22 protein-coding genes are annotated in these 26704 nt (G+C 32.9%); 12 read left to right on the top strand and 10 right to left on the bottom strand.

The genetic code is table 11. From position 1 onward, the window contains the following. Positions 1 to 93 precede the first annotated feature (93 nt). A complete protein-coding gene (locus tag ACRBBL_RS13460) occupies positions 94 to 1119 on the top strand; it encodes a hypothetical protein (protein ID WP_431369584.1) in 1026 nt (341 codons plus the stop codon). On the opposite strand, the gene ade is transcribed toward ACRBBL_RS13460, so the two are convergent. After that, positions 1116 to 2735 (bottom strand): adenine deaminase, encoded by a 1620-nt coding sequence (gene ade / locus ACRBBL_RS13455; RefSeq protein ID WP_431369583.1) that lies wholly within the window; start codon positions 2733 to 2735, stop codon positions 1116 to 1118. The two genes, ACRBBL_RS13460 and ade, sit on opposite strands and share 4 nt — an antisense overlap. Before the next feature lie 73 nt (positions 2736 to 2808). After that, complete coding sequence (locus tag ACRBBL_RS13450) at positions 2809 to 4872, bottom strand: dipeptidyl-peptidase 3 family protein (RefSeq protein WP_431369582.1); 2064 nt, start codon at positions 4870 to 4872, stop codon at positions 2809 to 2811. Between the two features lie 236 nt (positions 4873 to 5108). On the opposite strand from ACRBBL_RS13450, the gene ACRBBL_RS13445 reads away from it, so the two are divergent. Both ACRBBL_RS13445 and crcB read left to right on the top strand, forming a co-directional pair. Next, on the top strand, positions 5109 to 6158 hold the full coding sequence (locus ACRBBL_RS13445; RefSeq protein ID WP_431369581.1) for an SRPBCC family protein: 1050 nt from the start codon (positions 5109 to 5111) through the stop codon (positions 6156 to 6158). Positions 6159 to 6245: 87 nt separating this feature from the next. Continuing rightward, entirely contained in the window at positions 6246 to 6617 is a 372-nt protein-coding gene (gene crcB, locus ACRBBL_RS13440) for a fluoride efflux transporter CrcB (protein WP_431369580.1), read from the top strand. A 311-nt stretch (positions 6618 to 6928) separates the two neighbouring features. Here the strand turns inward: crcB and ACRBBL_RS13435 are convergent, their stop codons facing one another. Continuing rightward, positions 6929 to 7534 (bottom strand): DUF1684 domain-containing protein, encoded by a 606-nt coding sequence (locus tag ACRBBL_RS13435; protein ID WP_431369579.1) that lies wholly within the window; start codon positions 7532 to 7534, stop codon positions 6929 to 6931. A gap of 312 nt (positions 7535 to 7846) precedes the next feature. Between ACRBBL_RS13435 and ACRBBL_RS13430 the strand changes: the two genes are divergently transcribed. Together ACRBBL_RS13430 and ACRBBL_RS13425 are read left to right on the top strand one after the other, a co-directional pair. Continuing rightward, on the top strand, positions 7847 to 9058 hold the full coding sequence (locus tag ACRBBL_RS13430; protein ID WP_431369578.1) for an MFS transporter: 1212 nt from the start codon (positions 7847 to 7849) through the stop codon (positions 9056 to 9058). 28 nt (positions 9059 to 9086) lie between these two features. Continuing rightward, entirely contained in the window at positions 9087 to 9467 is a 381-nt protein-coding gene (locus ACRBBL_RS13425; protein ID WP_431369577.1) for a VOC family protein, read from the top strand. A 282-nt stretch (positions 9468 to 9749) separates the two neighbouring features. Here ACRBBL_RS13425 and ACRBBL_RS13420 read toward each other — a convergent pair whose 3' ends face one another. After that, entirely contained in the window at positions 9750 to 10961 is a 1212-nt protein-coding gene (locus ACRBBL_RS13420) for a hypothetical protein (RefSeq protein ID WP_431369576.1), read from the bottom strand. 89 nt (positions 10962 to 11050) lie between these two features. On the opposite strand from ACRBBL_RS13420, the gene ACRBBL_RS13415 reads away from it, so the two are divergent. Further along, entirely contained in the window at positions 11051 to 11929 is an 879-nt protein-coding gene (locus ACRBBL_RS13415; RefSeq protein ID WP_431369575.1) for a PPK2 family polyphosphate kinase, read from the top strand. A gap of 18 nt (positions 11930 to 11947) precedes the next feature. Beyond that, positions 11948 to 13339 carry a M20/M25/M40 family metallo-hydrolase gene (locus ACRBBL_RS13410; protein ID WP_431369574.1) on the top strand — a complete coding sequence of 464 codons (1392 nt, stop codon included), beginning with the start codon at positions 11948 to 11950 and terminating at the stop codon, positions 13337 to 13339. A 135-nt stretch (positions 13340 to 13474) separates the two neighbouring features. On the opposite strand, the gene ACRBBL_RS13405 is transcribed toward ACRBBL_RS13410, so the two are convergent. From ACRBBL_RS13405 to ACRBBL_RS13395, 3 genes are all read right to left on the bottom strand, one after another. Then, entirely contained in the window at positions 13475 to 13729 is a 255-nt protein-coding gene (locus ACRBBL_RS13405) for a hypothetical protein (RefSeq protein WP_431369573.1), read from the bottom strand. Positions 13730 to 13777: 48 nt separating this feature from the next. Beyond that, positions 13778 to 14002 carry a class I lanthipeptide gene (locus ACRBBL_RS13400; RefSeq protein ID WP_431369572.1) on the bottom strand — a complete coding sequence of 75 codons (225 nt, stop codon included), beginning with the start codon at positions 14000 to 14002 and terminating at the stop codon, positions 13778 to 13780. Between the two features lie 244 nt (positions 14003 to 14246). Beyond that, on the bottom strand, positions 14247 to 15863 hold the full coding sequence (locus tag ACRBBL_RS13395; protein WP_431369571.1) for a helix-turn-helix domain-containing protein: 1617 nt from the start codon (positions 15861 to 15863) through the stop codon (positions 14247 to 14249). A 184-nt stretch (positions 15864 to 16047) separates the two neighbouring features. Between ACRBBL_RS13395 and ACRBBL_RS13390 the strand changes: the two genes are divergently transcribed. After that, entirely contained in the window at positions 16048 to 16173 is a 126-nt protein-coding gene (locus tag ACRBBL_RS13390) for a hypothetical protein (RefSeq protein WP_431369738.1), read from the top strand. A gap of 85 nt (positions 16174 to 16258) precedes the next feature. Here the strand turns inward: ACRBBL_RS13390 and ACRBBL_RS13385 are convergent, their stop codons facing one another. Next, positions 16259 to 16498 (bottom strand): hypothetical protein, encoded by a 240-nt coding sequence (locus ACRBBL_RS13385; RefSeq protein WP_431369570.1) that lies wholly within the window; start codon positions 16496 to 16498, stop codon positions 16259 to 16261. Positions 16499 to 17301: 803 nt separating this feature from the next. On the opposite strand from ACRBBL_RS13385, the gene ACRBBL_RS13380 reads away from it, so the two are divergent. After that, positions 17302 to 18798, top strand: coding sequence for a helix-turn-helix domain-containing protein (locus ACRBBL_RS13380; RefSeq protein ID WP_431369569.1), 1497 nt, complete (start codon positions 17302 to 17304; stop codon positions 18796 to 18798). Between the two features lie 79 nt (positions 18799 to 18877). On the opposite strand, the gene ACRBBL_RS13375 is transcribed toward ACRBBL_RS13380, so the two are convergent. Next, the gene (locus tag ACRBBL_RS13375; RefSeq protein WP_431369568.1) at positions 18878 to 19375 is read right to left on the bottom strand and encodes a hypothetical protein; all 498 of its coding nucleotides are present in this window, start codon (positions 19373 to 19375) and stop codon (positions 18878 to 18880) included. 299 nt (positions 19376 to 19674) lie between these two features. On the opposite strand from ACRBBL_RS13375, the gene ACRBBL_RS13370 reads away from it, so the two are divergent. Next, a complete protein-coding gene (locus ACRBBL_RS13370) occupies positions 19675 to 22644 on the top strand; it encodes a SusC/RagA family TonB-linked outer membrane protein (RefSeq protein ID WP_431369567.1) in 2970 nt (989 codons plus the stop codon). 149 nt (positions 22645 to 22793) lie between these two features. Further along, a complete protein-coding gene (locus ACRBBL_RS13365) occupies positions 22794 to 24143 on the top strand; it encodes a RagB/SusD family nutrient uptake outer membrane protein (RefSeq protein ID WP_431369566.1) in 1350 nt (449 codons plus the stop codon). Between the two features lie 358 nt (positions 24144 to 24501). On the opposite strand, the gene ACRBBL_RS13360 is transcribed toward ACRBBL_RS13365, so the two are convergent. Then, complete coding sequence (locus tag ACRBBL_RS13360) at positions 24502 to 25590, bottom strand: M42 family metallopeptidase (RefSeq protein WP_431369565.1); 1089 nt, start codon at positions 25588 to 25590, stop codon at positions 24502 to 24504. A 110-nt stretch (positions 25591 to 25700) separates the two neighbouring features. On the opposite strand from ACRBBL_RS13360, the gene ACRBBL_RS13355 reads away from it, so the two are divergent. After that, the gene (locus ACRBBL_RS13355; protein WP_431369564.1) at positions 25701 to 26375 is read left to right on the top strand and encodes a DUF4294 domain-containing protein; all 675 of its coding nucleotides are present in this window, start codon (positions 25701 to 25703) and stop codon (positions 26373 to 26375) included. The last annotated feature ends 329 nt before the right edge of the window (positions 26376 to 26704 follow it).

Raw genomic sequence — 26704 nt, 5'->3', positions numbered from 1 at the left:
AATTAGATGCGTTATTAGGTCATATCACGACTTTTTTAAATAGACTACGTAAGGAAAAGCAAAACTACATTCACAATCTAAAACAGAAAAACAATGAAAAAACTCTCACTTCTTGTGTGTGTGCTGGGATTGCTATGTAGTTGCAGCAGTAATGACGACAACAATAATCAACCGGCGTATTCTATTGAAATAAAAAATATTGAAACGCTGGTAGGTGAAAGCAAAATAAAAGTATCCTTTAAGCTTACTGACGAAAATAATGTCGGTGTGTCTAATCAAACGGATAGCGATTTCAATTTGTATGAAACTGCCATGAGTGCTGGAGAAACGGAACAACTTATTGATCCAACGGAAGCTCCGCGACTCATTGTTCCAAATCCTCAAAATTATCGGTATGCAACCATGATCGTAATGGATTTAAGCGGAAGTGTTATTGATGAAATTGAAAACATAAAAAGTGCCGCAACACTATATGTATCCAACTTATTTAGCGAAATTAATAGTGGCGCTTTAGAAGTAGCTATCTATTACTTTGACGGAAGAGAACAATTGCAAGAACTCATAGGTTTCTCTACTTCAAGTCAAAATATCATTGCAGCTATTAGCGGAATGAATCAAGGATTGCAAGAAGATATATCTACCAATTTGTATGGTGCTGTAGTGCAAAGTTGTAGCAGAATGCAAACTAAAAAAATAGAAATTCAAAATGATCCAAATACGAATATTTGGTCTTCTTCCATGGTGATCTTTTCTGATGGTCAGAATCAAGATTTTTTCAATGATCGCGCAGAAATGAATGCAAGTATTAATGCAACGTTAAATAATACAGGTTTTTATGTAATTGGAGCTGGAAATAATGTAGATGCTAGAGTCATTGCAGATATTGGGCGTAACGGACAATTTTTAATTGATGATTATTCACAATTAACAACAGGACTCAATAGCGTATTAGATGTCATTCGAAGAGAAGCCAACAGCAATTACGAACTTGAAATCTGTACAGCTAAAAGTGGTACAGAAGTAGCATTCAGATTGGAATCTATAGGAACACCAACGCTCGGCGGTACAGGAACGTATGATACGAATGAATTTACAGGTAATAACTGTACAATAAATTAAACTTCCAATGAAGTAAACTCAAAAGTAGTCCCGTTGAACAATCCTTTATCACTAAGTTTTAACGACGGGATTACTAATAATGCCATAAACGATAAGGTCATATAAGGTGCGCGTAATGTACTGCCCATTTTTTTGGCTAATTTGTCTAACTCGGCATATTCCTCACCAATTTCCCAACCTGTTTTTGCACTCATAATTCCAGCAACAGGCAATGACACTACTTTTTCAACAGTATCAGAAACAGCACAAATTCCACCTTTATTTGCTATCAGAAGATTCACAGCTTTACAAATAGCTTCATCAGAAACACCAACGGCAATAATATTATGTGAATCATGTCCTACGGAAGAAGCAATTGCGCCTTCTTTCAGTCCAAAATTTTGAATAAAAGCCATTGCAGGTGCATCGTCATTATAACGATTTACGACCGTCATTTTTAAAATATCTTCAGAGACATTTGAGACTAAATTCCCGTCTTCAATTAAATTATCTAAAATCAATTCGTTAGTTACCAATTCACCATCAAGTGCTTCAATAACGCGAATTTGACTTTTCGTGGCTTTGACCTGAAAATCAACAACATTCTTTGCAGATGTATTAAAATTATTCAATACTTCAAATGGCACGCTGTCTATGTGTGACGTTCCGTTAGATGCTACTCGGATACCATTAATATAAGTTTCTAACACTTTAAAATTGGTCAAATCTTCTAGCACGATAAAATCGGCAAGGTCATTAGTTTGCAATTGTCCAACATCCAACTTATAATGTTTCACAGGATTTACACAAGCAACTTGCAAGACCTTAAATATATCGTTTCCTTTCGCAACCGCACGTGCGCATAATTCATTAATATGTCCAACCAACAAATCGTCAGGATGTTTATCATCCGAACAAAACATCATCTCATTATAATGTTCATTCAACAACGGAATCAACGCTTCGAAGTTTTTAGCAGCACTTCCTTCACGAATAATCACTTTCATACCTTTTTGTAACTTCTCCAAAGCTTCATCATGCGTAAAACATTCATGATCTGTAGAAATTCCTGCGGAAATATATTTGGTAACATCGTCACCGCGCAATCCAGGCGCATGTCCATCTACAGGTTTGTCAAAATGTTTTGCCCAAGCAATTTTTTTCATCACTGCTGAATCATCAAACAAAACCCCAGGATAATTCATCATTTCCGCCAAATACTTAATTTCTGGTTTTGCTAAAAGTTCTTTAATATCGTCGGAATCAATCACAGCACCAGCCGATTCAAAACTCGTAGCAGGAACACAAGAAGGCGCTCCAAAATTGAACTTAAACGGAACTTTTTTCCCATTCTCAATCATAAACTCTACACCCGCTTTTCCCAATACATTGGCAATTTCATGCGGATCGGAAACGGTTGCAACAGTTCCATGTAACACAGCCAAACGCGCAAACTCAGACGGAACCAACATTGAACTTTCAATATGAATATGTGCGTCTACAAAACCAGGAATAATATAATTCTCAACATCATGATCTTTTTCAATAATATTGGTAATTACTCCATTTGCAACGTGAATTTCTCCTTTGTAAATTCTTCTATTCGCAATATCGACAATGTTTCCTTGTTTAATCATGAGTTTATATCGTATAAAAAAGGATGCACGAATGCATCCTTTTAAAATTCTATTTCAAAGATAGTTTTAAATTTTATTTCTTGTTAGCTAAGAAACTATAATTTTTAGCATAGTATAACATTTGGTTGTCAAATGCTGCTGGCTGCTGAATTTTGATATTTGTAACTTCTCCTTTATCATCCTTTTCAGGAGTTAATACAGGATTTGCAAATCCACTATAAGGAGCCGATTTAAATGCTGAATTACGTTTCAATACTTCTGCATGTAATTTTTGATCTACTTTTACTCCGTAACCTTCTACCAAAGCTCTTGCTGCTTCAAAATCACCTTCAGATTTGATACGTTGTGTTTCACGTAATAATTGACCGAATAATTCACGTAACTTTACATAGTCATTAATATTATAATATGTTTTTCCATCACGAGTAACTTTCTCTATTACGTTATCTTTTTGTCCTTTTTCAAAAGCCCAAGCAGAAACCCATTGTCTGTTTACCATGTGATCTTCTTCTACATCATCACCTAATTCCAAACGAATTAATTGTGTCATCAAACCGTTTCTGATATAACCATCATACGCCGCTTTTCCAACACCTTCCGTATCTTCAACCAATCCAAGTTCTTTTAATTTTGGATCCATTAAATAGTACAATCCAACTAAATCAGCTCTACCTTCTTCCATTGTAGAAGCATAGTTTTTCAATGTTTCTTTCGGTTGCCCAATTCCTTTATTGATTTGACCAGAAGCATGCCCAATTACTTCGTGTAAAGCAGTATGTAATTTATCAGCTAACTTTCCGTATTTCTCTTCTAATTGAAATTCTTCATCATCATGAACAAATTCTTTCAATCTTCCAGATCCACCAGCTTGAGAATATGCATTGATGATATTTCCTAAAGAAACTGATTTTGAACCGTGATCTTGACGAATCCAGTTGTTATTTGGTAAGTTTACTCCGATTGGTGTACTTGGTGAAGCGTCTCCTGCTTCTCCAGCAACGTTTACCGTTTTATAAGAAACACCAACTACATTTTTCTTTTTGTGACTGTCAACTAAAGGAGAGTTATCTTCAAACCATTGTGCTTCTTTTGATAAAACAGCCATTTTCTTAGACATGTCAAAATCTTTAATTTGTACAATCGTTTCATACGAACCTCTATATCCTTTTGGATCATTATATACTTCAATAAATCCGTTGATCCAGTCAATATTTCCATCTGTTGAGGTTGCCCAAGAAATACAGTATTGATCCCAAGTATCTAAACTTCCTGTTTTGTAGTATTCAATTAATAAACCTAAAGTTTTTGCTTGTTTTTCATTTTCGGCAACACCTTTGGCTTTTTCTAACCAATAGATGATTTTATCGATAGCACTTCCATACATTCCTCCAGATTTCCATACTTTCTCTACCAATTCTCCGTTTTCACGAACCAATTTAGAATTCAATCCAGCTTCAACGGGCTTTCCTTCTGGTCCTTTGTATGCTGTTTTGTAGAATTCTTCTACATCAGCACTTGTAATATCTGGACCATAAAAATTGATTGCAGAAACCAATACGTTATCTACACCGTCTTTTTTATTTACTTTTTTGTTATCGGCATCATTAAAGATAACTTCTAATGCTTCTCCTGTTAACGTTGTTTTAGTGTCAGTTAATAAGGTCTCTAAATATGACTTTGCAAATTCAGGCTTTATTTTGTCATTAGAATAATGATGATGAATTCCGTTAGAAAACCAAACACGCTTAATATAGGTTTCAAAAGCTTTCCAATCGTCAGATGTTTTATCACCTTTATAATTCACATATACATTTTCCAATGCTTCACGAATTGTTAGGTTATGTCGGTAATTTTGATCCCACATAATATCTCTTCCAGAAAGTCCTGCTTGGGTTAAGTAGTATACTAACTTTTTTTCCTTTAAGGTCAATTCATCAAATCCAGGGATTTCATATCGCAATACTTTTATATCAGCGAACTGTTCTACCTGAAAATCCATTTTTCCGTTTTCGGCAACTTCAATAAATTGTGCTTCATAAGGATTTACCTCTGCTACTTCTTTTTCTTTTGCTTTCTCTGCACAAGAAAATAGCATTCCCGCCGCTAAGGCTATTCCTGCAATTGATTTTAATTTCATTTGTTCGTTTTTAATTTTCTGTTTAGGTCAAATGTAACATTCCAGTTCTACTCAAGTAATATGAATACAATTTAGTTTAGAATGTTTTCATTTGTTTGTTTTTAATGCTTTTTTGGTAATCGAAAAAATGAAGAGCTACGCTGTAGTGTAACTCCACAATTCCCACAAATGTAATCAATTCACTAAAACATTAAAAATTTGTACATTAGCAATACTAACTAATACACCTAAAAGACATGAAAATTTTAAAGTATGTATTGCTACTGTTGCTTGTATTGCTAGTAGCAGGCGCAATTTTTGTAGCAACTAGGCCAGATAGCTTTGAGGTCACTAGAAGCAAAGTGATAAAAGCACCAGTAGCTGTAATTTTTAATAATATTTCTGATTTTAAAAATTGGGAAGCTTGGAATCCTTGGATGGAAAAGGACACAACGATTAAGGCAACTTATCCTGAGCAAACTGCGGGTATTGGTGGCGCTTACAGTTGGGATGGAAAAGATGGACCAGGACGTATGAAAAACTTATCTATGGTTGCAAATAAGTCTTTAGAGCAAGAATTACAGTTTGAAGATTATGAGCCGAGTACGGTAAGTTGGACCCTCGAAGAAGTAGAAGATGGTACTAAAGTAACTTGGGCAATGAAAGGAGATAAAATGCCTTTTATGTTAAAGTTAATTGCTGAATTGAATGGCGGAATGGACGGCATGATTGGTGGCGATTATGAAAAAGGACTGGAAAACCTCGATAAAGTGATTGCAGAACATATGAAAAATAATCCTCCGCAGCCATCATTTCGATTGAGCGATGTGAGTCAAGAAGATAGTGAAGCGCAACAATTCATTGGATATCTTCAAAAAACAACAACAGATGCTGCTGTAGAAGAAATGGGGAAATTGTTTATGACCTATATGCCAAAAGCGGGAATGTATGCGCAGACTAATAAATTAGAAAACTATACGCCAGGAGCTTTGCATGTGAAATGGGATGAAGAAACGAAAGAAGCTGAGTTTTATATAGGTCTTCTAATTGGCAATCAAGACGCATTACCTAAGTCAGATGGAATGACAGTCACAAAAATTGGTGCAGGGAAAATTGTAAAGATTTCTAAATATGGTCCGTATGGTATTGGAGATATGGAAGCGCATCAAAAAATTGCAATGTACATGTCTGAAAATAAATTAATGCAAGCTGGTTCAAGTTGGGAATTATTTGTAAATGATCCTACAAAGGTAAAACCGGAAGACATACAAACAGATATTTACTATCCAGTAAAACCCGCTGAGTAAATAACCACAAACCTTTTTTTAAAGATTGTCTAAGCTATATTCAAAATGAGTATTTTTAGACAATCTTTTATTTTTTAATATACATATATGAAGCAACTTTTATTAGTTTTCCTTGGCGGCGGATTTGGAAGTACATTTCGATATCTACTTAGTAAGTATCTAAATAGTTCTGCTACAGGAATTCCGTATGGAACATTTGCTGCAAATATTTTAGGAAGTTTGTTAATCGGAATTATTTTAGGAATGGCAACTAAACATGGAACCATCAGTGAAGAATACAAGCTCTTACTTGCCACAGGTTTCTGTGGTGGTTTTACAACATTTTCTACATTTGCTTACGAGAATCATGTCTTTTTAAAATCAGGTGATTTTATGACATTCGCTTTGTATACAATTGCAAGTTTTGTAATTGGTTTTGCCGCTGTATTTTTAGGAATATATGCCGTTAAGTATGTTTAATCTAATGTAAGTTCGATATACAAGTCAACAGTGGTTTTCTTTTCCGCAGTATAGCAGGAATTTTTCGTTAAAAATTTTTGAAGCCTTGGAGAAAATTTAGAAAAATTCATGCGGTTTTAGTTTTTCTCCTAAAAAGAAAAACTAAAAATACCTCTGGAAAAGCGCACTTTCTTTTGTTTCTTTTCTTTGTGCGAGCAAAGAAAATGAAAGTAAAAAACTTGTATTCAGCACTTTGTAGATGTTGAAGTGAATCTTTTAAAATTTTGTTTGAATGAAATTTAAATCAAACTAATTATAATCTAAAATAAAACTTAATGCTTGTCAAAAGCTTTTACCCCAGCATTAATCTCTGTCTTTAAAAAGTTTACCCTTGGCGGGATAGGACACGAGTACTTATCATTGTATGCACAGTATGGATTGTATGCATTGTTAAAGTCAATTTCAATAGTATTTCCTTCTGGAATTTCTAAATCAATATAACGTCCGCCACCGTAACTCGCAAATCCGTTAGTTTCATCAGTAAAAGGAAGAAAAAGATAGTTCTTGTATTCATCTTGTTTCATTAATGATTGGTTTTGATAAATCTCTAATGAGAATTCTTTTCCATTTAACTTAAAAGTAGCTATTCCATAACGTTTATACTCTGGCTTTCTATCTGTAGAAGTTGGCATTTTAAAAACTGGAGAATCTGGCGTCCTTTTAAACGTTGCTGTTACTTTGAATTTATCATTTATTGGGAAAAAATCTAATCCTTCAAAGGTTTTTAAATCTTTTGCTTTGAGTGGCGATGTAGAAGCATCTTTATATTCTGAATTGATCTCTTTTTGAAATTCAGTTTCTCCTTTTGCTTCTTTTTTTTCTTGTGAACAACTTACATTTATTAATAAAAGGCATAAAATCAGACAGATATTTTTCATCGGTAGCAATTAAAATTAGTTAAATGATTACAAAATGTATTCTTTCCAAAAATACGATTTGTCATCAAATAATTGAAGATTTTTAATTTTTGTGTGTATTTTTTATGTAGTTTTGAATCAAATAATAGAAATAATGAGAATTAACACAGTAAATAAGTATGTACAAAGATCTTCTTGGGAAAGGAGCTCGGGCACTTATCTATTGTGTTGATATAACTATCACATATAACAATTTAAAAAGTCCGACTTCGCAGTCGGACTTTTTTATTTTTAAGAGTATTTCAAATTACCAACAACCAAAAATTAGAACTTATGAAAAAAATGTACACTAACTACATTGATTCATTCACAGGATTATCAAAAGAAATATGGTATCTATCAATCATCTCATTAGTTAACAGAGCAGGAACTATGGTGATTCCATTTTTGTCGTTATATCTTAAAAAGGATATGGGGCTTTCTGAAACTGATATCGGCTCCATTTTTGCCTTTTTCGGTATTGGTTCAGTTATTGGATCATGGTTAGGAGGGAAGTTAACAGACCTCTTCGGGTTTTACAAAATAATGGTTATCAGCCTATTCTTAACGGGATTGTGCTTTATCTCATTACAATATATCCATTCATTTTGGGGATTTTGTATAGGTATTTTAGTGACAATGTCTATTGCAGATACATTTAGACCAGCGATTTTTGTAGCCATAAAAGCCTACAGTACACCCGATAATCAAACAAGATCTGTTGGCTTGATTCGACTAGCTATAAATGCAGGTATGGGAATCGGTCCAACTTTAGCTGGACTAATTATAGTAATGAATGGTTATGGGTTATTATTTTGGATTGATGGTTTAACTTGTATCATAGCCATATTACTATTTAGCTATTTAGTAAAAGATCAAAAAGTAAAACCATCAGAAATACGTAGTAAGCAAGAAAACTTAGATAAAAATGCTGTATACAAAGACTTTTCTTTCTGGATTCACTTTTTTATTTGTTTCCTTTTTGGAATGGCGTTTTTTCAGTTATTTACAACGGTACCATTATACTATGATAAAATATTTCATCTTGATGAATTTAAAATTGGAATTATCTTTTTTCTTAATGTAGCAATAATTGTAGTTTTTGAAATGCCACTTCTTAATTATTTAGAAAAACAAAAAATTCCCTTTACTAAGTACATTACAATGTCTTGTATTTTACTTGCGTTGAGCTTTTTTGTATTGTATCAAAACTTCTGGATTGGAATTCTAATTGTAAGTATTGTACTTATGACCTTAAGTGAAATGTTAGGTTTTCCTTATACGAACAGGTTTGCCCTTAATAGAGCTAAAGAAGGGCTTGAAGGAAGTTACATGGCTATGTATGCGATGGCATTTTCAATTGCGCACATTTTTAGTCCAAAAATAGGATTGGCAATAGTAGATAAATTTGGCTACCAAGTCAATTGGTTGGCCACAGGAATGTATGGAGCCATTGCAATTTTATTAGCCTTATGGCTGCATAAAAGAATTGAAAAAGGATTATAATAAGAAATCTTTATAAAAAACGAGCACTATGAATTTAAACCAAGTAACAATTTCGTCAACAGACGTTGCAAAAGCAACAGAATTTTATAAAAAACTAGGATTGCGTCTTATTGTAGGCGCACTTCCTAGATATGTACGTTTTGAATGCCCTGATGGAGATACTACCTTTTCCATTCATCATGTAGAAAAAGTATCTGAAAACAATAACATAACCTTGTATTTTGAGAATGAAAATCTGGATGCAACAGTAAAAGAGTTGCAGGAAAAAGGAATAGAATTTACAAGTTTACCCGAAGATAAATCATGGAACTGGCGTGAAGCACATTTAAACGATTTGGATGGACATCATTTAATTTTATTCAAAGCAGGTGAGGATCGAAAAAATCCACCTTGGAGAATTGATGATTAATGATTTACGATTTATGATTTGAAAATTTACTTCAAGCAAAACTCAAATTTCACTTAGAAACAGACTAAAACACCAAAGGCAAAGTTGTTTTTAAAAGCAAAGCGAGTCTAACTTCATAGTACTTCTCGATACAATTTTTTTTCATTTTATTTCGAAAAACCACTCGAAGTGACATTTAAAAAAAATCACAACAGTGAGAAAGGTCTAAAAGTGCCAAAGCACGTTCTAATAGCGAAGCGATCTAACATATAAAAGCGCCAGCGGTCTAAGAACGATAGCGATCTAAATCCCAAACTTCACACTAATACCTGTCTGTAAATCAGGATTATTATTCACCGTAAAGTCTTGTTGAATGTAAAATGAAGTCGAAATTTTTCGTGTAAATGTATATACAAATGTCCAATAGTTAGTGTCCTTATACAAATGTCGCGTTCCGTGTCCCCAAGATTTAGAAGAATCATCATCACGTACATAAATATTATAATCGTCTTCGTCTTTTTGGTGTAAACTTGTCTGTAAATAATAGTTGATTCCGAAAGAATGATATGTTTTTCCTTTAGAGACAAAAGTATATTCTCCATTAACTTCAAAACTTCCAATAAAGTCATTGGTTCCAAAATCGAAGTTGTCATTTTGTAAATCAATGGCATTCTTACGAAGTAAATTTGCGCCTAAACCAATTAGAACAAAGTTACGATCGTTGAGGTCAAATTGTTTTACACCAGCTGCAGAAGCACCAATATCCATTGACATGTTATATTTGGAAAGGTTTGTTCCTACGTGCGCCCCCAAATTGAAATAGATTTTTTTATCGTTCAAAAAAGTAGGGTAGTAGTAGTAATGTGTTTCAATTCCAGCACCTAAAAAATCACCATTGCCAAGATCAAACGTTCTTCCGTTTCTATCCGTATATAAAAATTTAGCTTCATCCAGTCCAAAAACACGTCTATCAAAAGGATCATCTCCACCAGCAACATTATCATGAAAAAACTCAATAAAACGATCGGTAGTCAATGAAGAAAATGGAAACTTACCATTTGTCAAAATAGAAGCCCTAAAACCTACAACCAATTCATGATTTTTTCCAGTAGGAATGGTTAAATTGGCACGTAAACCTTTAATGACTCCATCCGTTTCAATCTCAAAATAACCAGCATCTAGCATTTCTTCATCAACAAAATACTGTCTGCTAAACCATGGAATATTGCTCATCTCTCTTCGTATTGCAGGATCATTCGGAATGTACGTTTTTACATTTGGTCCCCAAACATTTCCACTTTCAAGCGCGATATCAATTTCCATTCGGCGAGAAGCTTTCAACTTAAAATTATGATTCAATCGAGAAATAAAAACTCCGAAAGGATTTGTTGATAGAATACTAGGTTTGGAAATTCCGTTTTTAGCGAAAGCGGGAATCGAATCTTGATCGCTTTGCGCGAACGTAAACAAACTCACACACAAAAAGAAAATGAATACTAATTTTTGATGTTTCATATAGCAATACTAATAATTTCAAGCAGCTAAACTACAAAAAAAGTAAAGTACAATCCGTATATTTATCGTTCAAAGAAAAATAGTAACGCATGAAGCATTTCGACACCAACACTTTTAAAGTAACTGAACCTGTAAAACTAAGCGAAGTAAGCACCAAATTTGATCTTGGAGAATCTAAAAAAGAAATCAAAAAAGAGCTTGAAGATGTTAGAGAAGATTTAGGGAAATTACAAGATACCATGTATGCGCATGGAAAATATGGCGTATTGGTTTGTTTGCAAGGAATGGATACAGCTGGAAAAGATAGCTTGATCCGTGAAGTGTTTAAAGATTTTAATACACGAGGAATTGTAGTTCATAGTTTCAAAGTACCAACAGAATTAGAGTTGAAACACGATTATTTATGGCGACATTATATAGCATTGCCTGCAAGAGGGAAATTTTCTATTTTTAACCGAACGCATTATGAAAATGTATTGGTCACACGTGTACATCCATATTATATTATGGGCGAAAATATTCCTAATGTAGACTCTGTAGATGATATAAATGATGAATTTTGGGCGAAGCGTTTTGAGCAAATCAATAACTTTGAAAAACATATTTCGGATAACGGAACTATTATTTTCAAGTTTTTCTTGAACATATCAAAAGAAGAACAAAAAAACAGATTGCTTCGTCGTTTAGAGCTCAAAGAGAAAAACTGGAAATTCTCTCCTGGCGATTTAAAAGAACGCAAACTTTGGGGTAAATATCAAGAATGTTATGAAGATGCTTTAAACAGAACGAGCAAAGAACACGCACCTTGGTTTACGATTCCTGCAGATGACAAACCGACAGCACGCTATATTGTAGCAAAAATCATTCACGATACCTTAAAAGGATACACAGATATTGAAGAACCAGAATTGGACGACGATATCAAAGCAAATCTTGACTTATACAAACAACAATTAGAATCTGAATAAAATCTAATATTACCAAAAATGAAAAAACTTATCATACTGCTATACTTGTCGGTTTCGATTGCATTTGCACAAAGTGCAGACGAAAAACAACTCAAAAAAGTATATTCTACTTCCTTAGTAAACGGGCAAAGTTATGCATGGCTCAATCATTTGTCAAACAAAATTGGTGGCCGACTTTCTGGATCGACCAATGCAGCAAAAGCCGTTCAGTACACAAAATCGGAATTGGAAGCTTTAGGATTAGATAAAGTATGGTTGCAAGAAGTAATGGTGCCAAAATGGGAACGCGGAAAAGCGGAAGAAGGCTATTTTATGTCAGGTTCTCAAAAAACAAACGTGCCAATTTGTGCTTTAGGAGGTTCGGTAGCTACAAAAAACGGAGGAATAGAAGCTGAACTTATTGAAGTAAAAGGATTAGAAGACTTGGAAGCGCTTGGTGAAGCAAAAATTAAAGGAAAAATAGTATTCTATAACCGTCCAATGCAAGCAGACTTAATTAGTACGTTTGAAGCGTATGGTGGTTGTGTAGATCAGCGTTATGGTGGCGCAAAAGAAGCATTGAAATATGGAGCTGTTGGTGTGGTTGTACGATCTATGAACTTGCGTTTAGATGATTATCCACATACAGGAAGTATGGGCTATGAAGGTGTTGAGGTTGCAGATAGAATTCCTGCAGCAGCAATTAGTACCAATGGTGCAGAATTGTTGAGTAAGCAATTAAAAAAAGACCCGAAAACAAAATTCGGATTCACAATGCATTGCAAGCAATATGAAGATGTATTGTCGCATAATGTAATTGGAGAAATTACGGGAAGCGAATTTCCAAATGAAATAATTATTGTTGGCGGACATTTAGATTCTTGGGATTTGGGAGATGGTTCACATGATGATGGTGCTGGAGTGGTACAAAGCATGGAAGTATTGCGTTTGATGAAAGAAACTGGATACAAACCAAAAAGAACAATCCGTGTGGTTTTATTTATGAATGAAGAAAACGGATTGCGCGGCGGACGTAAATATGCAGAAGTAGCCAAAGAAAAAGGAGAGAAGCATATATTTGCTCTAGAAAGTGATGCAGGCGGATTTACACCAAGAGGATTTTCATTTGATTGCTCAGCAGGAAACTTTGCACAAGTAGAAAGTTGGAAACCATTATTTAAGCCTTATTTAATTCATTATTTTGAAAAAGGTGGAAGCGGCGCAGATATTGGACCGTTAAAAGATGATCAAATAGTATTGGCTGGTTTACGTCCAGATTCACAACGGTATTTTGATCACCATCACGCATCAAACGATACTTTTGATGCGGTAAACAAACGTGAATTAGAATTAGGAGCAGCTACCATGACTTCATTGGTGTATTTGTTTGATAAATATGGAACTGTAAAAGAAAAGAAGATAAAAGGGTAGCTAGGCATTTATATATAAAATTAAAAGTATTTATTGTTTCATCTAGCTAACAAAAAATAGTACGAAAGAAAAACTAATAAAGGCAGTAATAATTAAATCTACCTTTATTAGTTTTTTATTTAGTAACTCCTTCAATTATTGCTCATAGCCATCATGTGAACAATTGTACCAGCATCTTGTTGCATTTCCTGCAAGTGCATCTAAGCAGTTTTGATTTGCTTCACTTGAACCTTGCCCTCCGTTACTATAATTATCAAAGTGTAGAACTAAAGTATCTCCAGTATCCAGAATCATAGTTAAACGGCATTCTTGATCACCACCATTGATATTGTATTGTTGTTTTTTATTGAGAACAGAAACTCCTTTCAACTTTAAAATGTTGTTTAGCATAATTTAAATTAGTTATTAATTTTAAATAATAGTTTTAATAGATTGAGATTAATTATTTTGACAACCTGAATCAGAACATGGTCCCAATAGAGAGATTCCACCACCACAATCATCTGAACAATTTGTACGTGTACAATTCCAAGCAGTTTGAATTGGTGTACAGCCATCGGTACAGCCTCTTGTGAACCTTATTCCTCCTTTAAGTTGTTCTTCATTAAGATTAGAAATCAATTTTTTGTTTAATGACAATCCTTTTAAATCCTTTTTTTTCATAATAATAGTTTTAATGTTAATGTATTTTTTAGATTAGTTTTAGTACTAATTCATGTTTCAAATGTAAGAGTGTACATTGCAGTAAAACAACCAAAGTTCAATCAATTTTATAAAATTGACTAGATATGAGAATGTATAAAGGTTTGATTATCATTATTTTGAAAATGAAGTAAAAGAGTTTGGTAACTATCAATGATTAAACCTAAAAAAGAAGAATAAAAGGGTTGATATTTTAAAATTTCTATTATTTATCTCGTTTTAATTCCCTTAAATATTGAGAAGGAGTCACTTTCAATAACTTTTTAAAGTTAGTATTAAACGAAGTTACACTTTTATAACCTGCTTCTTTTGCTAAAGCTTCTATAGTATAATTTCTTAGATTTTTTTGTTCTTTTAACTTTAAAACAATACTATGTATTCTAAGTCTATTACTATACTCTGCAAAAGTTAAATTTAAATAGTTATTTACGGTTTTAGATAAGTAACTAGAATTTGTATTTAACTTTTTAGCCATCATTGCTAAAGTGTAGTTTGGATGTAAAAACAATTGTTCTTTTTCCAAACGTTTAAGTTTCGTAATTAATTTTAAAGCATTCTCATCGGTTAATCCAACAGATGAAGTAGAAGTATTTTGCTTAGATACATTTTGTTGTAATTGTTCAATTCTTGAATTAAGTAAACTAATATTCCTTTTATTTTTTCTCTTTGTTTGAAAGAAGTATGTTATAAAGGCACTTATAAATGCAATTGAAGCAAGTAGTAAGTATAAATAAATGTTCTTTTGCTTTTTCTGCGATTGGTAGTTTTGCAAATACGTTTCTACTTCTTTTTTGTTCTTTTCATGAGTTATAAGATCATGGACAGATGCATTGGATTCACTTTTCGCTTCAAAATGTGTTCTTATTTTTTCAGCATACTTATTGGCATACGCTAGCGCTTTTTTTGGTTGTTTTTTTGCTTCATAAATTTTAAATAAGTAAAAAAACGATAATGCTTCATTCGTTAGTAATTGAAACTCGGACCAAATTCCATCATTTATTTGTTTTAAAAATACAGTTTCTGCTGTATCGTAATTTTTCAAATAAAAATCACATTCAGCTATTCTAAATAAAAGTTGTGCAATTCGTTTTTTATATTTTTGATCATTAAAAATTTTTAAACCTTCTTTATAGTATTCTTTAGCAATCTTGTATTCCCTTTTTTTTAAATGAATATCAGCATTTATTAATGTTATGTAGCTATTGTAATTCGAAATTTGATATTCGTCAGCATATTTTTTAGCTAATGTGATATACGTTTGCGTAGAATCTATATAGGAGCTCTTTTCTTTATAATGATAGATATTCATAGACCTACTTGCTGCTTTAACGAGTTCTTTTACATACTGTGTCTTCAAACTATTGCTATTCAGATAGTTTGACTCATTTTTTATTTTTTTTAAAGATAAATTGCTTATTTCAAGTGCTTTAAAAACTTTGTTCGATAACGAATAGGTTCTGCCTAATGCAGATTGTAAATTAATTTCTAATAGAAAAGAACAATTTGTATCACACAAACGTATGGCTTTATGCAGAATTTGTAAAGCAATTTCTAACTCATGAGTTTCTATATATCGTAAGCTTTGTAAATACAGAATGTATGCTTCAATTTCTATTTCTTTAGGATTAGCTTGACTTAGTTGGAGTAACGATTCCTTAAAAAGTGTATCTGCTACATCAAAATCGGATTTTAAAGTGTACACATACGCTTTGCCTGCTAAACCAGAAGCTTTCTTTATGTGTTTTTCAGAGTTTATTAACTCATTACAAAATAATAGTGCGCTATCCTGGCTTTTTGAAAGTTGTTCAGTATACTCAGTCATGAATGAAGTAGTATTATTTTGAGTATATGCAATTGTAGTACTAAAAAACAATACTAAAACGATCGTTTTTTTTAATAAATAAAAATGGTTCAAGCCTTCTTTTTTTAGGTAAGATACTAAAATAACATGTAGAATGTATATAGTTATTCAAGCGTGACATATTTTATTTTATAGTTAAGACTTCGTGTTTGTATTAGAAGGTAATATTGTAAACAAACATGAACTAGAATTAGGAGCCGCAACCATGTCTTCTTTAGCATATTTATTTGATAAATACGGAACTGTAAAAGAGAAGAAAATAAAAGGATAATTTTCATCCATAATATATTAAGAAAGCCGTTTCAATTAGTTTTGAGACGGCTTCTTGTTTTTACAAAGAATATGTAAATACTATTTTATTGTTCACAATTTGTTACGAGTGAAAAACAAAGGTTGACATTTAAAGTTAGCCCATTCTCACAATCTGCTGTACAATTTGCTTCAGAGCAATTCCAAGCACTTTGAAAAGGAGTACATCCATCGGTACAGCCAGTTGTGCATGCTCCTCTAGTAAATCCACCAGTTATATTTTCTTCATTTAAGTTAGAAATATTTTTCTTGTTTAATTTCAGACCTTTTAACTTCTTTTTTTTCATAATAATAGATTTTAGTGGTTAATAATGATTTAAAGCTAGAGAAAAAACAGGCATAAATAAAGATGTTGTAATTGCAATTTATAAATTGATACTTCAGTGGAGCATAACATGCAAATAAGTAAAGGAATACTATTTTAAAACACTCTTCTAAAGTTCCTAGTTTCTTAGAATTCACTGAATTGTAGGTTGTCTTTCTTTTATGATTTTTTAATTCTTGATACTTTCATGGTATTATTAATCTTTAAAATCAATTACTATGTTAGAAAAATTTGAACAATTCCAAATTCAAGATCCTCAATTAATTACTGGAGGTTCAATTGTAGAAGAAGATGCAGTAGGTATTTAATTCAGTACAACAGAAGAAGCGACAGTATATGTATATATTGTCGTTTTTTTATGTTTAAAAATTACATGTTGTCTCAAAACAGTAGTAAAAGAAGCTTTACTTGAATCTTTTTTAGTTTCTTTAGGAATGATTCATCGTAAAAGTTAGCAATCAAAATGCTTGAAAATAATCTGCAAGGAAGCGGAAATGTTCATGATTTATAAATCTTAAACAGTAAAAGACAGCTAAAAAAAGAGGCTGCAATCATTTTCTATATATTGTAGTTAAAAGCTTATTAAATTGTTTAAAAGCTTGGAAATGAGTGTGCGTAAGCGATTTTATGTGTTGAAGTTTGCTACGTAAAATTCATTTAATAGAAGTAAATTATAGGTAAAAAATAAGTAAAACTTTATCGGGACATACTAAAATAGGGCGATTGCATTGAATAATGTCGTATATTTAAGTAAACCGTATTGTTATGAAAGAATTAAATCAAATAACACGTTTGATGGTATTTGTTCTTATTTTTTTCAGCCCTAAAACCAGTGTCTTCGGACACAACCAAAATAATCCCTTAAACCATCAAACGGAGTTAACAAAATTACCGGAAACTGCGTCAAAGGAATTCTCCTATTTCTATGATGTAGATGATCTGAAGTTAGCATCTAGTTCAGTGGATAGTATTGCTATCTATAAAGAACTAGCTTATGAGTATGCGCGAAATCGCGAAGTGGAAAAAGCGTCTTTTTATGCAGATCAGTATATTAAGATGAGTTACAACTTAAACTTTATTCACGATAGCGAATTTGTAGCAATAGCGAATGCCGAACCTTTTCAAAAAATAGTTGAAAAGTATTGTTTGAATTTTACCGCGTTCAATCTATTCTACTTATTTGCTGCATTGATTGGCTTTTTCATTGCAATTATCATGAATTTTAAGCGAAATAAGAATAGAAGTGCTATTCTATTTATGAGTGTTTTTGTATTTAAACACTCCTTTTTTATACTGCATTTATTTCTGTACGATTCAAACTTAAAATTTAGACTTCCATATATTTTATTCATGTCAACTGTATTAGTATTTGCAGATGGACCATTGATTTATTTCTATTTTAAAAGTATAACCAAAAAATATGTATTTCAAAAACAGGATGTATTACATCTTATACCTACACTAGTCATTATATTGGTGTTGTTTCCAATATTAGTACTTCCGGAAGAAGAGAAATTGAAAATGATGTTAGGAACAAGTACGATTAACTATGCATCATTTTTGCCACCAATGGTTTGCGTAAAATTAATTTCACTTTTTGGATATGGTTATTTTGTATTGAAAATGTACAACAGAGACATTCGAAAAAACACTAAAATTAGCGAACGTGTACAAAAATGGCAGCGAAACTTAATAGGTCTAATCTCTCTATATGTAGTAACCTTTACAGTATATTGCTTAGTAGTAATCAACATAATTCCTAAAAGTGATTATTTATATCATTTTCAAATATGGATTATGACTTCAATGGTTTTGTATGTTGGTTTTATGGCGTACATTCAACCTAAAGTCATCACAAATAGTTATGTAATTCGATTGAATACTAAATATAGAAACTCTGGACTCACCGCAAGTTTGTCCAATGAATTAAAAGAGCAACTCTTATACTTATTAAACGAAGAGAAAATTTATAAAAACAATGACATCAATTTAGAGAAGCTTTCAAAAATGTTGAACACGACACGACACAATACGTCTCAAGTCATCAATGAACATTTTCAATTGAATTTCTTTGAACTCATCAACCAATATCGAATTACGGAAGCTTCTTTCATACTTAAAAATAATGTGCACAACAACTTAAACATTATTGATATTGCGTATGAAGTTGGTTTCAATAACAAAGTAACGTTTAACAAAACATTCAAAAAGCATTTTTCACAAACGCCGACAGCATTTATGAAAGCTGCAAGAGTTGCTTAGTGATAAATGAAGAATTGAAATAGAAAAGTATAAAAGTATTTTATGTATGTAAAACTGGAGTGTTGTAAAAAGTTCAGTTTTACATATCTTTTTTATAAATAAAAATACAATCCTCTTCATCCATGACTCTCATTTCTGTATTGGTAAGTAGAATTATTTTACAAGTATAAGGATCAAGAAAATTCCCGTTTTCATCTTTTGCCCATTTCTTATTCGAAAATCTTTGAATCTGTGTAATCATTTCTTCGGACATTGAACCAATAGGAACCACTTCTTCGTATTCGATTTCATTCTTAGAGATAATTTTCCAGTTACCTTTAAGAGTTTCTTTTGGAAACTTTTTTAGGTAAGTCCCGTTACTGTTTATGATAATCTTAGGACCGCTTGTAATAAATCCCATCTTATAACCATTTGGAAAGATACGATACATGTATTTTCGTTCCTTATTTTTTTTATCTACTGCTTTTATGTAATTCCATTCTCCAACTAGTTTCTCCTCTGTTATTGAAGTTTCTTGAGCTAACAATCTACTAGAACATAATATGAATAGGATGATAAATATGCTTTTTACTTTCATTTTTCACGGATTAAAACTTTATCAATATACAATTTTACGATCACATCAAAAACGATCACAAATCAAGCATCAGAAGTAAAATCAAGGTAAACATGCTTCGGTAAGGGTAACATCTATAGGGATTCCCTAAAAACAATGGTACAAGTAGTTCTTTTATGAAAGCAAAAAAAGTAGCATGAATTCTTTATATAACCTCTAAAACTGTATTCCCGACGTAGTAAAATTGCATTGAGTACGTATAAACTTCATCCCTCACTTTTTTAGCACCAATTCAAGTATAAACTAAAAAAGTTATTTAAATGAAAAAGATTCACATTAAAATGCTGCTACTATTACTGTTTAATGTCAGTATAGTATTGGCGCAAGAAAAGAATGTTACAGGTAACATTATTGACGAAAAAGGAACTCCATTATTAGGAGTTACCATCCTTGTAAAAGGAACAACGACAGGAACACAAACAGATTTTGATGGAAACTATACAATTAGTTGTAAAGAAGGAAGTGTATTAGTGTTTTCGTATGTAGGATATAAAAATCAAGAACGAACAGTAGCTGATAATTTGGTGATTAATATCACGATGGAAGAAGATGTCGCTTTACTAAATGAAGTATTAATTGTTGGATACGGTAAATCAAGTAAGGTTGATAATACAGGAGCCATCACAAAAATAAAATCAGAACAATTAGATAATGTGCCTGTAGCATCTATACAAGAAGCATTATCGGGGAAAGCTTCGGGTGTCTTTATAGAAAGCCAAAGTGGAAAAATTGATGGCGCAATCAAAGTAAGAATTCGTGGTACAAACTCAATTGGAGGAAACAACGAACCTTTATATGTAGTAGATGGTTTGGTAATTGCTGGCGGAACAAGAGATATCAATTTCAATAATATTGAATCTTTAGAAGTATTAAAAGATGCAGCAGCAACAGCTATTTATGGATCAAGAGGTGCAAATGGAGTTGTTCTCATCACCACTAAAAAAGGAAAACAAGGAAAAACACGTTTCAATGTTGATTTTCAAAATGGGTTTAGTGAACCAACAAACCTTAGAGATTTTATGAATGCAGCTCAGTACAGAGACTTTTTTAGAGTAGCGGCAGTTAATTCATTTGGAGACAATACAGGAAATTTCTTTGCAGATACAATTCTAGGTGACTTATCACAAGGTCAAGATGTAGATACAGATTGGCAAGATTTAGCCTTTAGAAATGCAAAATTGACACAATTTAGTGTTGGCGCTTCTGGCGGAAGTGAAAAAAGTAGATTCTATACAAATTTATCCTATGACCATCAAGAAGGTATTTTGATTGGAAACGATTTGAAAAAGCTCAACGGAATTCTAAATTTTGAACACGATGTAAGCGATCGTGTGAGTTTAGGAGTAAGTGCTACAATAAGTCGATTAGAAACCAATAGTGTGGCAGGCGATAATGCATTTGCAACACCAATTCAGTTGGTTGCACAAGCACCAATCTCTCCAATTAGAGACGAAGATGGAAATTTAATTCGTTACGATCAAGTAGGAAGTATCATTAGCGGATATTACAGCGCGGTAATTGAAGATGCAAATTCTACAAGAAATACGACTTCCGATAGAATCCTAGCAAATTTATATGCGGACTATGAAATTACAGATTGGTTCAACATTAGAGGTGAACTCGGTTTGGATAGAGGATCGCGAAAAGCATTTGCCTTTCAAAATTCCAACACACAAGGAAATGAAATTACAGGAGGATTTGGTTCAACAACGATTACAAAGTTTCAAACATTCTCTCCAAAAATATATGCGACCATCGATAAAAAGATCAATGATAATCATGATATCAATCTAGTTATTGGAACGGAAGCACAAAAAACAAGAACGGAAATAGGAGGAGGAACAGCAACAGGATTTATTTCTGGATTGGATCAAACTGGTACAGGAGCAGTTCCAACAGGTGTTTTTGGTTCTACAGCAAACAATGGATTTTATTCTTATTTCGGAAGATTAACCTATAAATTGAATAACAAATACATTGTAGGGTTTACTGGAAGATATGATAAAAGTTCAGCATTTGATGATGGCGTATTCTTTCCAGCAGTTTCAGCAGCTTGGAAAATTTCAGAAGAATCATTCTTAAAAGGTTCAAAAGTACTTAGCTTTATGAAACTGAGAAGTAGTTATGGAATCAGTGGAAACAACTTTAACGGATTTCCTAGTTTGGCTTTATTCTCGCCAGTTGCATACAATAAACTAGCTGGATTATCGCCAACACAACTTGCAAACAATGATTTATCATGGGAAACAACTACGACGTTTGATGCTGGTTTGGAATTAGGTTTCTTAGACAATAGAATCAATCTTGAATTAAATTACTACGCGAAACAAACAAAAGACTTAATCCAAAGAAGACCAATTGATGCAACTTCAGGTTTTACAGGATTCTCTGCAAATGTTGGAAACATAGAAAACAAAGGTTTTGAAGTTACTTTAAATACAGTAAATGTAGATACAGAAGATTTTAAATGGGAAACCAATATCAACTTCTCACAAAACAAAAACAAAGTGACAAAGTTGATTAACGGGCAACCAATTCTAAGCACGAATGATAGTTATATGAACGCATTAATAGAAGGTGAACCAATTGGTGTGTTCTTTGGAAGAGAATATGCAGGTGTTGATGCTACTAATGGAGATGCTTTATACTACTTAAATGATGGAACAGGCGGAACTACAAATGATCCAAATGCTGCAAACTTCAAAGTACTAGGAAGTCCAAATCCAGATTGGATTGCAGGAATTAGCAATCAACTACGATATAAAAACATTGATCTAAGTTTCTTATTCAATGTAGTACAAGGAAACAAAATACATAAAGCTGCTGACGGATTTATGGTTGGAGGTGACTTTATAGACAATCAACTAGTAAGTGAATTAAACTATTGGACGCCAGAAAACACAAATACAGACATTCCGCAACCAAGATTAGTTGGTGGAAATGGAACAGCAGCATCGAGCAGGTTTTTGCAAGATGGTTCCTATATCAGATTAAAAAACATTTCGCTAGGATATAATTTCGATCCAAAACTATTAGAAAAAATAAAACTAACGAGTTTAAGAATTTATGTCACTGGACAAAACCTATTAACATTTACAAAATATGATGGATGGGATCCAGAAGTAAGTACAGATTTCTTAGCAAACGGAAACAATGTATTTCAAGGTGTAGACTTTTATTCGGCACCACAAGCGAAAACAGTAACAGTAGGACTAAAAGTTGGGTTTTAAACATTCAGAAATCAAAAAAAATAAACAGATGACACGAGTATAAGTTTTCATTATTTCAAAATTTATGCAGAGGAATAATTAAAAGTTATGCGAGTTCCTGAATGTATTCAATTTTTTTGAACATTCAGAAATCAAAAAAAATTAAACAGATGAAAAATAAATATATACACTATATAATGGTAATCATTGCATATCTGTCACTTTCATGTGAAGACTATGTAGATGTAGAACCTTTAAATACGCTTAGTGCGAGTAGCGCATTAAACAGTAATGAAAAAGTAATTGGAGCGCTCAATGGCGTATACAACACAATGTCGAGTACAGCTTTGCTTGGAGGCGATTTAATTTTTGTTGCTGAATTGTTGGCAGCAGATGGGAAAATAACATTTGGAGGAACATTTAATGATCCACGCCAAATTATAAACAAACAAATACTGACAACAAATCCTAGAGTCAATAACATATTCAATATTGGTTACAGTACAATCAACAGAGCGAATCTTGTATTAGAAGCAATTGATGTTGTAAATGAGGTAGATAGAGACAGAGTAGAAGGAGAAGCACTCTTTGCAAGAGCGTTAATTCATTTCGAATTGGTAAAACTATTTGGAAAGCCTTACAGTGATGGAAATGCAGCCACAAACTTAGGTATTGTACTAAAAACAGAAGCAAGCCCTTTTAATGGTGGAGATATTGCATCTGATTGTAATGCAAGAAGTACAGTGCAACAAGTGTATGATAGAGTTTTAACAGATTTAATTGCTGCGAGTGCATTAGTGCCATCCAGCAATGGAATATATGCAAACAAAGCAACGATAAATGCTGTATTGGCAAGAGTATACCTGCAAATGGAAAACTATGCTGGTGCTAGAGATGCAGCAAACAATGCCATAAATGATGCAGGAGCTAGTATGGTTCCTACGTATCGATTTGCTTTTGCGCAAGATGCAAATACGTCCGAAGATATTTTCTCGATACAAGTTTCGGAAATTGATGGAGCCAACGGAATGAATACGTTTTGGGCACCAAGTTCACAAGGTGGAAGAGGTGATGTAAGAATCACAGACGGATTTATAAACTTTTTAACTTCTGTAAATAGAGGTTTAAATGCAAATCCAAATGTAGCCATGATTATCGGAAACTATACAACAAAATGGTACAATCAATTTGGAAATGTACAAATGGTACGCTTACCAGAACTATTGTTAATAAGAGCAGAAGCAAACTTAGAACTAGGAACTGTAGTTGGAGCAACACCGCAACAAGATTTAGATGCGGTTAGAACTAGAGTTGGATTACCTAGTATAACTGCTACTATTAGCAATGTGTTGACAGAAAGAATCGCTGAATTAGCTTTTGAGGGACAATATTTGCACGATTTCAAAAGAAGACAACTTACAATAGAAGGTTTCTCTTTTGATGCGAACGAATTGGTGCTTCCAATTCCGCAAAACCAAATCAATGCATGTCCAGATACGCAACAAAACGCTGGATATTAATACCAATTGATAACTGGTACAAGCCTTAATTATGTGTTAGTAATTTGCTAGGAAATTATAAGTTTAATAAAAGGACGTCTTTTGATTGTAGTATGATTGCTAATGCATAGTTGGGTTAAACCTGGATTATATAATTCAGGTTAAAGAAACATTATTTAGTTTTTTTAGTTAGAACTTCTCTTTATAGAAATATAAAGTGGAGTTCTTTTAAAAAAGATAAGGCTTTCAAATTTTGAAAGCCTTACTCATATATATAATGTCTAGTTTCTATAATCAATTAGTAAAGCGATCTCAATTCTTCAATTTAATATCACTACTACTCAATACTAAAAACTCAATTCTCAGTACTATTTACAATCTATTCGAAATAACTAAACGTTTCTCCGTCTTTAATCGTTAACAATGTTTCGTAAATCAAACGAATCACATTCTCTACATCATTCTTATGTACGGTTTCTACAGTTGTGTGCATATAACGTAGTGGAAGTGAAATCAATGCAGAAGGAACGCCGCCATTACTATACGCAAAAGCATCTGTGTCAGTTCCTGTAGAACGACTAGAAGCCATACGTTGGAAAGGAATCTTTCTCTTCTCTGCAGTTTCTATAATGCGCTCGCGTAACTTATTTTGTACAGCAGGTGCGTATGAAATAACTGGGCCATCTCCCATTTTGGTCTCTCCTTGCGTCTTCTTATTAATCATAGGAGTTGTTGTATCATGGCAAACATCAGTTACAATAGCAACATCTGGTTGAATTGTGTGCGTAATCATTTCAGCTCCGCGCAAACCAATCTCTTCCTGTACAGAATTCGTTACATACAATCCAAAAGGAAGTTTCACTTTATTCTCATGAAGTAAGCGTGCAACCTCTGCAATCATAAATCCACCAGCTCTATTATCAATAGCTCTACAAACAAACTTATCCTTATTCAACACATGAAACTCATCCGGATACGTAATAACACATCCAACATGTACACCAAGTGCTTCAACCTCTTTCTTATTAGAACATCCTACATCGATAAAAATATTGTCCATTTTTGGCGGTTCTTCCTTAGCTCTATTTCTAGTATGAATAGCTGGCCAACCGAAAACACCTTTCACAATACCTTTCTTCGTATGAATGTTTACCCACTTAGAAGGTGCTATTTGATGGTCACTTCCTCCATTTCTAATCACATATAGCAATCCGTTATCGGTAATATAATTTACATACCACGAAATCTCATCTGCATGTCCTTCAATAACAACCTTATACTTTGCCTTCGGATTAATAACTCCAACGGCAGTTCCATAAGAATCAGTGATAAATTCGTCTACATAAGGTTTCAAATAATCCATCCAAATCTTCTGTCCATTCCATTCGTAACCTGTTGGAGCTGCATTATTCAAATATTTTTCTAAAAAAGTCATTGACTTTTTATTAATAATTTTCTTTTTTGCCATAAATTTTGAATTAATTCAAACGAAAATAATAATATTAAAACATATTTTATAGTTATAAGGGAACGAATTATTACATTTGATATAAAATTGATAGAATTTCAAACGTATTCATGAAAAAGATTAGTCTCATCATATTACTAATTTCTTTTGTAAGTCAAGCGCAAATTTTCACGCAAGACACTACAACAGTCGAGCAATTTCTTATAAAAGGAGATTCTATTCCGCATGAAACTATAGAATTAGATGAGGTAATAGTATTAAACAAACTAAAATTCACTTCAAAAAAAGAGCGCATTCGATATCTAATCTTGCGAAGAAAAACACTCAAAGTATATCCGTATGCAACAATGGCTGCAGAACGTTTAGTAAAACTAAATGAAAGGCTAGGTCAATTAAAGTCTAGATCAAAACGCAGAAAATACACAAGAAGAGTTCAAAAATTCATTGAAGAGGAGTTAACTGCCAAACTAAAAAAACTAACCAAAACGGAAGGACAAATATTGGTCAAGCTAATTCATAGACAAACTGGCGAAACAGCTTTCAAGCTAATAAAACGCTTACGAAGTGGCTGGAAAGCATTCTGGTACAATACTACGGCAAACTTATTCAACATCTCCTTAAAAAGAGAATTCAAACCTCAATCCAATCACGAAGACTATTTAATAGAAGACATTCTTCAGCGTGCATTCACCAACAACCAACTCAAAAGGCATCCATCTGCCTTACCATTCACCTACATTGAACTAACTGATAAGTGGTCTGGCAAAACACAGAAAAAGAAATAATCCAACACCTGTCACATTGAGCACAGTCAAACCAATTACCTAATACCAAACATCCAAGACCAAACAAAGTTCACTGAGCGGAGTCGAAGTGGGGTTCCCATTTTCTTTTTGATTAAAAAAAGAAAACTGGTCACGCTTTCGCCAGTCGCTCTCACTAATTCGAATACATACTGTAGTTTGTATTATATATAGGACGCTGAGCGGAGCCGAAGCGAGGAGCTCCCACAAAGGCTCAATCGTTAACCCCAAATCAAGTACATATATATAAAGGAAAGAAACTATACTATATATAAAGACAAAGCAGAAAAAAAAAGGAGCAAGGCGACCAA

The sequence above is a fragment of the Kordia sp. genome, assembly GCF_050633145.1.
GTDB lineage: Bacteria > Bacteroidota > Bacteroidia > Flavobacteriales > Flavobacteriaceae > Kordia.
The sequence above is the reverse complement of the archived record's forward strand: the minus strand, read 5'-3'. Positions and strand labels throughout refer to the sequence as shown.

Bases quoted from the DNA above. Each gene is read 5' to 3' on its own strand.
- ACRBBL_RS13460 (WP_431369584.1), top strand. From the start codon at position 94: ATGAAAAAACTCTCACTTCTTGTGTGTGTGCTGGGATTGCTATGTAGT.
- ade (WP_431369583.1), bottom strand. From the start codon at position 2,735: ATGATTAAACAAGGAAACATTGTCGATATTGCGAATAGAAGAATTTAC.
- ACRBBL_RS13450 (WP_431369582.1), bottom strand. From the start codon at position 4,872: ATGAAATTAAAATCAATTGCAGGAATAGCCTTAGCGGCGGGAATGCTA.
- ACRBBL_RS13445 (WP_431369581.1), top strand. From the start codon at position 5,109: ATGAAAATTTTAAAGTATGTATTGCTACTGTTGCTTGTATTGCTAGTA.
- crcB (WP_431369580.1), top strand. From the start codon at position 6,246: ATGAAGCAACTTTTATTAGTTTTCCTTGGCGGCGGATTTGGAAGTACA.
- ACRBBL_RS13435 (WP_431369579.1), bottom strand. From the start codon at position 7,534: ATGAAAAATATCTGTCTGATTTTATGCCTTTTATTAATAAATGTAAGT.
- ACRBBL_RS13430 (WP_431369578.1), top strand. From the start codon at position 7,847: ATGAAAAAAATGTACACTAACTACATTGATTCATTCACAGGATTATCA.
- ACRBBL_RS13425 (WP_431369577.1), top strand. From the start codon at position 9,087: ATGAATTTAAACCAAGTAACAATTTCGTCAACAGACGTTGCAAAAGCA.
- ACRBBL_RS13420 (WP_431369576.1), bottom strand. From the start codon at position 10,961: ATGAAACATCAAAAATTAGTATTCATTTTCTTTTTGTGTGTGAGTTTG.
- ACRBBL_RS13415 (WP_431369575.1), top strand. From the start codon at position 11,051: ATGAAGCATTTCGACACCAACACTTTTAAAGTAACTGAACCTGTAAAA.
- ACRBBL_RS13410 (WP_431369574.1), top strand. From the start codon at position 11,948: ATGAAAAAACTTATCATACTGCTATACTTGTCGGTTTCGATTGCATTT.
- ACRBBL_RS13405 (WP_431369573.1), bottom strand. From the start codon at position 13,729: ATGCTAAACAACATTTTAAAGTTGAAAGGAGTTTCTGTTCTCAATAAA.
- ACRBBL_RS13400 (WP_431369572.1), bottom strand. From the start codon at position 14,002: ATGAAAAAAAAGGATTTAAAAGGATTGTCATTAAACAAAAAATTGATT.
- ACRBBL_RS13395 (WP_431369571.1), bottom strand. From the start codon at position 15,863: ATGACTGAGTATACTGAACAACTTTCAAAAAGCCAGGATAGCGCACTA.
- ACRBBL_RS13385 (WP_431369570.1), bottom strand. From the start codon at position 16,498: ATGAAAAAAAAGAAGTTAAAAGGTCTGAAATTAAACAAGAAAAATATT.
- ACRBBL_RS13380 (WP_431369569.1), top strand. From the start codon at position 17,302: ATGAAAGAATTAAATCAAATAACACGTTTGATGGTATTTGTTCTTATT.
- ACRBBL_RS13375 (WP_431369568.1), bottom strand. From the start codon at position 19,375: ATGAAAGTAAAAAGCATATTTATCATCCTATTCATATTATGTTCTAGT.
- ACRBBL_RS13370 (WP_431369567.1), top strand. From the start codon at position 19,675: ATGAAAAAGATTCACATTAAAATGCTGCTACTATTACTGTTTAATGTC.
- ACRBBL_RS13365 (WP_431369566.1), top strand. From the start codon at position 22,794: ATGAAAAATAAATATATACACTATATAATGGTAATCATTGCATATCTG.
- ACRBBL_RS13360 (WP_431369565.1), bottom strand. From the start codon at position 25,590: ATGGCAAAAAAGAAAATTATTAATAAAAAGTCAATGACTTTTTTAGAA.
- ACRBBL_RS13355 (WP_431369564.1), top strand. From the start codon at position 25,701: ATGAAAAAGATTAGTCTCATCATATTACTAATTTCTTTTGTAAGTCAA.